This window comes from Streptomyces sp. LS1784 (genome assembly GCF_020103755.1).
Lineage (GTDB): Bacteria > Actinomycetota > Actinomycetes > Streptomycetales > Streptomycetaceae > Kitasatospora.
On the sequence record NZ_JAHSQD010000402.1, the window covers coordinates 1 to 7,551 of the forward strand.

Below are 7,551 nucleotides of genomic sequence, written 5' to 3' on the forward strand. Positions count from 1 at the left end.
TGTCGTTCGCGGACGTGGCGGTGGAGCTGTCGGCGGCGGTGGGGCGTGAGGTGCGGTTCGAGGCGGTCTCGCAGGAGGCGTACCGGGAGGTGTTGGAGGCGGCGGGGCTGCCGGCGGACTTCGCGGAACTGTTCTCGATGATCCTGGACGGTCGCAACGCGTCGCTGGGTGACGGTGTGCGGCGGGCGCTGGGCCGTGAGCCGAGGGACTTCGCCGACTACGCCCGCGAGGCCGCCGCCTCGGGCGTGTGGAACGCGTGACCAGCCAGAAGAGCAACACCTGCCGTCCGTACGGCAGTCCAGTTGATCGTCGGTGCCGGGCGGCGCCGACCACCTGACCGACCACCCGGCCGCGGCCGGGAGCGGTGAGGAGGCCGGCGGCCCGGACACCGGGAGGGTCCCCGCGTCGGGCGGGGACCGGGGAAACCGAAGGAATACCGATGCGCTCGAATCAGACCGCGACCCCAGCTTCCTACACCGCTGCACAGTCCTTCACCGGCCTCGCGCCGGGCGGCACGGCCCCGGCCGTGCCCGCCACCCGGAGCAAGGCCGCCGGGCCGCTCCTGGTGGGCGCCACCATCGCGATGGGCCTGATGGCCGGCCTGTTCTTCGCCTTCGACGTCTCGGTGATGCCGGGCCTGGCGGCGGGCGACGACGGGACCTACGTGACGGCGATGCAGCACATCAACAAGTCGATCGACGGGAACGGGCTGTTCGGCCTGGTCTTCATCGGCGCCTTCCTCGCCACCGGCATCGCCGCCTGGCTCCAGCACAAGGCCGGCCGGCGCCGGGCCGCGCTGTGGGCGGCGGCCGCGACGGTGCTGTACGTGGTGGCGCTGATCGTCACCATGGGCGTCAACATCCCGCTCAACAACGAGCTGGCGGCGGCCGGCGACGTGTCGCAGATCCACGACCTCGCCGCCGTGCGGGCCAAGTTCGCGGACACCTGGGTGCCGGTCAACATGCTCCGCACCGCGCTCTGCACCGGCGGGCTGCTCGCGCTGACCCGCTCCCTGGTGCTGCACGGCCGCGCGGAGCGCTGAACGCCGCCCCCGCCCACCGCCCCCGACGGAACCCCGCCGGGGGCCTTCGGCATGCCGGCGGCACCCGGTGCCCGGCTGGCCGATTCCGTTCGCTCGCGACCGACGGCGGGTCGCGGTGGACGGGCCGTCGGGAGCAGACTGGCCGGTGCACGGAGTTCCGACCGCAGGGAGCAGGCATGTCCGTACGACCCGGCAGGCGCAAGGAAGTTGGCAGGCTCAGGACCGCGATCGGCGCGCTCGTCGTGGCCCTGGCGGCGGGGGCGGCGGTCGCCCTGCCCGCCGCGGAGGCGGAGGCGGCCGGCACCAAGGGCGGCAAGGTGGTCTACCTGACCTTCGACGACGGCCCCAGCCCCGCCTACACCCCCAAGGTCCTGGCGACGCTCGACCGGTACGGAGTGCGCGCGACCTTCTTCGAGATCGGACAGAACGTCGCCGCCCACCCCTCGGTGACCGCGCAGGTCGCCAGGCGGGGACACAGCGTGCAGAACCACTCCTGGTCGCACCCGGACCTGCGCAAGCTCTCCGCCACCGCGCTCAACGCGCAGGTGGCCGACACCGACAAGGCCATCCGTGCGCAGACCGGCCGCACCCCGAGCTGCCTGCGCCCGCCGTACGGCGCGGTCAACAGCACGGTGCGCTCGAAGGCCGCGGCGCTCGGCAAGCAGGTCGTGCTCTGGTCGGTGGACCCGGCGGACTGGTCCCGCCCCGGTACGGCCGCGATCCGGTCCCGGGTGCTGAACAACGTCCGGCCCGGCTCGGTGATCCTGCTGCACGACGGTGGCGGCGACCGCAGCCAGACGGTGGCCGCGCTGCCGGCGATCATCTCCACGCTCAAGGCGCGCGGGTACGGCTTCGCCACCCTCTGCGGCTGAGTCCGGCCGCAGAGGGTGGCGGGTACGGGCGGCGTGGTCGGGCCTGCCCGTCGAGCGGGTCCGGGCCCGGTCAGCTCCGCCCGTTGAGGACGAGCGCCCAGGCGAGGCAGGCGAGCGCGCCGGTCGACAGCAGAGCGCGCAGCACGTTGAAGCGCACCCAGCGGGCCTCGAACCGGCTGCGCACCGCGGCCGGGTCGGTGATCCGCTGGGCCGAACCGGCGGCTTCGAGCTCGTCGTTCAGCGGGATGTTGACCGAGCGGGTGACCCCGATCATCGCGACGTACAGCACCAGCGCGGCGATGGTCGCGGGCAGGACGTCGTGCCCGTCCGAGGGCAGGTGCAGGGCGACCGCGGCCGCGGTGGCGAGCAGGGCGCCGACGAAGCCGAGGACGAACCAGCCGTTCAGGATCGCCACGTTGACGCGCTGCATGACCTCGATGAAGGTCCGGTCCTCGACCCGCGCGAGTGCGGGCATGACCGAGCACGAGTAGCCGTAGAAGAGTCCTGCGGTCAGTCCACAGGTGACAGTGGCCGCCACCAGGACGAGTGTGCGTGCCGTTTCCATCGTCGTGAGCCCCTCACTTCTCGCTGTCGGTATCGCGGTACCGCAGTCGCCGTGTCCAGTCCGTACCCCGTGGGCAGATCATCCGGCATTTGAGCGGCGCGAGCCACCTCGATCGCTCAAGAGTCTCTCAAATGACAAGACGTCAAATGATGTCCTGCCGTCTAGACTTGACGCCATGGACACTCTGACGGGACTCCTCGACGGCCCCAAGGCCCGGGGCGCGTTCCTGCTGCGCTCCATCCTCACCCCGCCGTGGTCGCTGCGGATCGAGGACCGGGCTCCGCTCTCGGTGGTGACGATGGTCCGCGGCGACGCCTGGATCCTGCCCGAGCGCGGCACCCCGCTGCTGCTGCACCCCGGGGACGTGGCGATCGTGCGCGGCCCGGAGCCGTACACCGTGGCGGACGACCCGGACACCCCGGTGGACGTGATCGTCGGCCCGGGCCAGGTCTGCACCAAGGGCGGGGTGGACGTCTCCGAGGTGATGTCGCTCGGCGTCCGGACCTGGGGCCAGGGCCGGGAGGGCGACCAGGCCTCCTCGGTGGTGCTGTCCGGCACCTACCAGGCCGAGCACGAGATCGGCCAGCGGCTGCTCGGCTGCCTGCCCGCGCTGCTGGTCCGTCCGGCCGGCACCGGCGCCGACGACACCCTGGTGCACCTGCTGGCCGCCGAGATAGGGCGCAACGAGCCCGGCCAGGAGCTGGTCCTGGACCGCATCCTGGACCTCCTGGTGGTCTCCGTGCTGCGCGCCTGGCTGGCCGCCCCCGACTCCGGCGCCCCCGCCTGGTACCGCGCCCAGCACGACCCGGTGGTCGGCCCGGTGCTGCGGCTGATGCACGACGACCCCGCCACCGCCTGGACGGTCGCCGAGCTGGCCCAGCAGGTCGGGGTCTCCCGGGCCGGCCTGGCCCGCCGCTTCACCGCCCTGGTCGGCGAGCCCCCGATGGCCTACCTGGCGGGCTGGCGCCTGGCGGTCGCCGCCGACCTGCTGCGCGAGCCCGAGTGCACCGTCGCCTTCGCCGCCCGCAAGGTCGGCTACAGCAACGCCTTCGCCCTCTCGGCGGCGTTCAAGCGGGTGCGCGGCATCAGCCCGCAGGAGCACCGCCGGCTGGCCGCCACGGGCGCCCCGGCGCAGCCGGCGGGCTTCTCGGGGCCGGCGGAGACGGTGATCCTGGCGGGCTGACCGAGCCGTTCTCCAGTTGCCTAAACAGTTTAGGCAATTCCATACTGTCCGTAGATCACCGACGTGACCGGACGGGAGAACGCACATGGCAAGGGCAGGACTGACCGTCGAACGCCTGGTCGTCGCGGGCGCCGAGCTCGCCGACGAGGTCGGCTTCGACCAGGTGACCGTCGCCGCGGTCGCCCGCCGCTTCGGCGTCCAGACGGCCAGCCTCTACTCCCACGTCAAGAGCTCCCAGGACCTCAAGACCCGGATCGCCCTGCACGCCCTGGAGGAACTCGCCGACCTGGTCGCCGACGCCCTTGCCGGCCGGGCGGGCCGCGACGCGCTCGCGTCCTTCGCGGACGCCTACCGCGACTACGCGGCCCGCCACCCCGGCCGTTACGACGCCACCCGCCTGCGCCTGGACGCCGTGACGGCCGCCGCCGGCGCGGGCGTCCGGCACGCCCAGATGGCCAGGGCGATCCTGCGCGGCTACGACCTGACCGAGCCGGAGCAGACCCACGCGGTGCGCATGCTCGGCAGCGTCTTCCACGGCTACATCAGTCTGGAGGCGGCCGGCGGGTTCAGCCACACCGCAGTCGACGCGCAGCAGTCCTGGGACTGGATCATCGACTCCCTCGACGCCCTGCTGCGCGCGGGCGGAGCCCGTACGGCCGGTTGACCGGCCTCTCGTACGAGGCATGCGGGCCGTGCGACTCGTACGCCTCGCGAGATGCATGCGACGTATGTGACAACCCGACGACCCGACGACCCGAAGAGCATCATGACGACGATCACCACCCCCGTCACCGAGGACCTCCTCCACGGCCACCTCGACGTCGAACACACCCGCCGCGGCCTGCTGCCGCACCGCCTGCCCGCGGGCGCCCGCCGGCAGATCCCGGACGAGCAGCTCGCGATGGCCGAGTCCCAGCCCTCGGGTGTCCGGCTGGCCTTCCGCACCCGCGCCACCACGATCACGCTGCACGCCGTCCCCACCAAACGCGCCTACCCGGGCGTCCCGAACGTCCCGGACGGTGTCCACGACCTCCTGGTGGACGGCCGGCTCACCGCGCAAGCCGGCGTTCCCGGCGGCAACCTGCGCACCGTCGACCTGGCCACCGGCCGCTTCGAACTGACCGAAGGACCGTCCGGCAGCGCCCGGTTCACCGGCCTGCCGGAGCGGGACAAGACCGTCGAGATCTGGCTCCCGCACACCGAGACCACCGAGCTGATCGCACTCGACACCGACGCACCGATTCAGCCGATCCCGACCGGCACCCGCAAGCGCTGGCTGCACCACGGCAGTTCGATCAGCCACGGCTCCAACGCCGCCCACCCCACCGGCACCTGGCCCGCCCTGGCGGCCAACAGCGCCGGGCTGGACCTGACCAACCTCGGCTTCGGCGGCGGCGCCCTGCTCGACCCCTTCATCGCACGCACCATCCGCGACACCCCAGCGGACCTGATCAGCCTCAAACTCGGCATCAACCTCGTGAACAGCGACCTGATGCGGCTCCGCGCCTTCACTCCGGCCGTTCACGGCTTCCTGGACACCATCCGGGACGGCCACCCGACCACACCGCTGCTGGTCGTCTCCCCGCTGCTCTGCCCGCTCCACGAATCCGTGCCGGGCCCGCTCGCCCCCGACTTCAGCAGCGGCACCCTGCGCTTCCGCGCGACCGGTGACCCCGCCGAAGTCGCCGCCGGCCGGCTCACCCTCACCGTCATCCGCGCCGAACTGGCCCGCATCGTCGCCCAGCGCCGGGCCGACGGCGACCACCACCTGCACCACCTGGACGGCCTGGCCCTCTACGGCGAGCCCGACCACGACGCCCACCCGCTCCCCGACGGCCTCCACCCCTCCCCGGAGGCCCACCAGCTCATCGCGGAGCGCTTCGCCCGACTCGCTCTCACCCCCGGCGGCGCGCTGGCCCCGTGAGCCGCGTCCGCCAAGTCCCCTTGACGGAACCGACGGTGAAGCCGTTGCACAACAGGACGGCCAGGCTCGCCGGCCGCAGCGCGAACGCGTGACCGGCGCGACACCCCACAGCCGCGCCCCGCCCGGCATCAGCCGTGCCGATGCCGGGCGAGGGGCGGGGCTCGTGGAGTGGGCGCGCTCGCATGGCTACGGGCGTCACGGGTGCTCGAACCGCCACCGGAGGCCTCAGGCGGCGGCCGCCCGGTACGGCGGGAGCGCGAGCGCGGTGACGACCGTGCCGCGGTGCACGACCCAGGAGCCCGTGCGGACGGCGGGATGGTGCGGGTGCCGGGCCGTGAAGGTGCCGTCGGCGTGCACGGTGACGGGGATGGCCGCGAGCGGCGCCCAGGTGCCGGTCAGCGGATGGACGGCCTTGTAGGTGGCCTCCTTGGCACTGAACAGGACGGTGTCCCACGGGACGCAGCCCTCGGGCAGCACGGCCAGGCCACCCCGCTCGGCTTCACTGCTGACCAGCTGGAGCACACCCCGGGGGAGCGGCCGGGCGGGCTCGGCGTCGATCCCGAGCGAGGCGAGGTGCCCGGTGCCCGCGACGGCGCAAGCCGTGTACCCGTCCGTGTGGGTGATGCTGCCCGTGACGCCCGCCGGCCACCGGGGCGCCCCTCCCGGACCGGGTAGCAGCGGCACCGGCGGGTGCCCGAGAGCGCCGAGGGCCTGGCGGGCGAGCGTCCGGGCGGTGGCGAACTGCCGGCGGCGGCGCGGTGATCGGTCGTGGATGTACGCCGCCTCCAGCGGCAGCAGCCGGGCCTCGGCCGGGGCGCCGAAGGCCTCGGCGCAGTGGACGTGGGGCGGGAGCAGCGCGGCCAGGACGCCGGCCGGGGCGGTGGTGGTCACGGTCGTCAGCGGCCGGCCGTGACCAGCAGGTGAGTGTGGTGCGCGATGTGCTGCGGAGTCTCCAACGGCACCATGTGGCCGGTGTCGGGAATCCGGTGCAGCTCGGCGTGCGGCAGTGCCGAGACGAGCTCCTGGCTGAACACGGGCTTCACGATCTTGTCCTCGGTGCCGGTGATGACCGCGGTCGGCGCAGTGATCCCGGCCAGGCCCGCGCGCTGGTCCATCTCCTGGGTCGACGCGAAACAGGCGGCCCGGGTCGCCGGCAAGGTGGCGGCGAACAGCCGACGGTTGGCCTCCCGAGCGGGCAGTGAGGCACCCGGCGCGTGCGTCCCTCCGAGCAGTCGACGTCCCAGCCACGGGGTCCGCAGCGCCCGGCTGAACAGCTTCGACCCCATCATCTTGACCTCGTTCGCCGGGGTGTTCTGCCCGTGCGAAGCAGTCGACACGAGCACAAGCCCCGCCAGCCGCTTGCTGGTTGCGCCACCCCGCCCGGCGGACAGCCCCGCCGCCCAGGCCAGTGCCGCGTACCCCCCGCCGGAGTGCCCCACCACCACGACCGGCCGCTCCGGCGTGGTGAGCGTCCCCACGACGGTGTCCAGGTCCCGCGCCAGCCGCTCGATGCTGATCGGCTCCCGCCCGGACGTCGACGAGGCGTGACCCCGCTGGTCGTACGTGGCCACCGTGTGCCCGGCCGCCGCAAGTTGGTGCGCGGTGGCGTGCCACACGGTCCGGGAGGCTGCCCAGCCGTGGACGAGCAGCACCAGCGGGCGGCTCGGGTCGGGCTCGCCCGGCTGGTGGACCGTGATGGCGAGGTGCGCGTGATCGTCGGTGGTCGCGGCGTGGTCGGTGGTGGTGACGGCGTGCGGGGCGGGGAGCGCGGGGATTTCGGTGATGGTCACGGGGGCCTCCTTTTCCGGTGTTGTTTTCGGTTCTTCTATTCGGGGTTTTGGTTGTTGAGGTGGTGGTGGAGGTTGGTGAGGGCGTTTTGGGTGGCGGTGGTGTGTTTGGTGGTGAGGTTGGTGAGTTTGTTGAGGAGTTTGGCGAGGTGGTGGGGTGTGGTGGTGAAGGTGATGG

At 73.1% G+C, this 7,551-nt stretch carries 8 protein-coding genes and 1 pseudogene; 6 read left to right on the forward strand and 3 right to left on the reverse strand.

Annotated features, from left to right (window positions below; genetic code table 11):
• From KS423_RS32535 to KS423_RS32545, 3 genes and pseudogenes are all read left to right on the forward strand, one after another.
• Positions 1-260, forward strand: a pseudogene (locus KS423_RS32535) (NmrA family transcriptional regulator); the annotation flags it as partial.
• Between the two features lie 179 nt (positions 261-439).
• Positions 440-1,042 carry a DUF1772 domain-containing protein gene (locus KS423_RS32540; protein WP_224283350.1) on the forward strand — a complete coding sequence of 201 codons (603 nt, stop codon included), beginning with the start codon at positions 440-442 and terminating at the stop codon, positions 1,040-1,042.
• Between the two features lie 176 nt (positions 1,043-1,218).
• Positions 1,219-1,914: a polysaccharide deacetylase family protein gene (locus KS423_RS32545; RefSeq protein WP_224283351.1), complete on the forward strand. Its 696-nt coding sequence runs from the start codon at positions 1,219-1,221 to the stop codon at positions 1,912-1,914.
• A 70-nt stretch (positions 1,915-1,984) separates the two neighbouring features.
• On the opposite strand, the gene KS423_RS32550 is transcribed toward KS423_RS32545, so the two are convergent.
• Positions 1,985-2,452, reverse strand: a complete 468-nt coding sequence (locus KS423_RS32550) for an anthrone oxygenase family protein (protein WP_308020276.1) — start codon at positions 2,450-2,452, stop codon at positions 1,985-1,987.
• Between the two features lie 202 nt (positions 2,453-2,654).
• Here KS423_RS32550 and KS423_RS32555 point away from each other — a divergent pair, with 202 nt between their 5' ends.
• From KS423_RS32555 to KS423_RS32565, 3 genes are all read left to right on the forward strand, one after another.
• A complete protein-coding gene (locus KS423_RS32555) occupies positions 2,655-3,662 on the forward strand; it encodes an AraC family transcriptional regulator (protein WP_224283353.1) in 1,008 nt (335 codons plus the stop codon).
• Between the two features lie 85 nt (positions 3,663-3,747).
• On the forward strand, positions 3,748-4,326 hold the full coding sequence (locus tag KS423_RS32560) for a TetR/AcrR family transcriptional regulator (RefSeq protein ID WP_224283354.1): 579 nt from the start codon (positions 3,748-3,750) through the stop codon (positions 4,324-4,326).
• 102 nt (positions 4,327-4,428) lie between these two features.
• Positions 4,429-5,586: a GDSL-type esterase/lipase family protein gene (locus KS423_RS32565; protein ID WP_224283355.1), complete on the forward strand. Its 1,158-nt coding sequence runs from the start codon at positions 4,429-4,431 to the stop codon at positions 5,584-5,586.
• Positions 5,587-5,811: 225 nt separating this feature from the next.
• On the opposite strand, the gene KS423_RS32570 is transcribed toward KS423_RS32565, so the two are convergent.
• On the reverse strand, positions 5,812-6,477 hold the full coding sequence (locus KS423_RS32570) for a 4'-phosphopantetheinyl transferase superfamily protein (RefSeq protein ID WP_224283356.1): 666 nt from the start codon (positions 6,475-6,477) through the stop codon (positions 5,812-5,814).
• A 5-nt stretch (positions 6,478-6,482) separates the two neighbouring features.
• On the reverse strand, positions 6,483-7,376 hold the full coding sequence (locus tag KS423_RS32575; protein WP_224283357.1) for an alpha/beta fold hydrolase: 894 nt from the start codon (positions 7,374-7,376) through the stop codon (positions 6,483-6,485).
• Between the last annotated feature and the right edge of the window lie 175 nt (positions 7,377-7,551).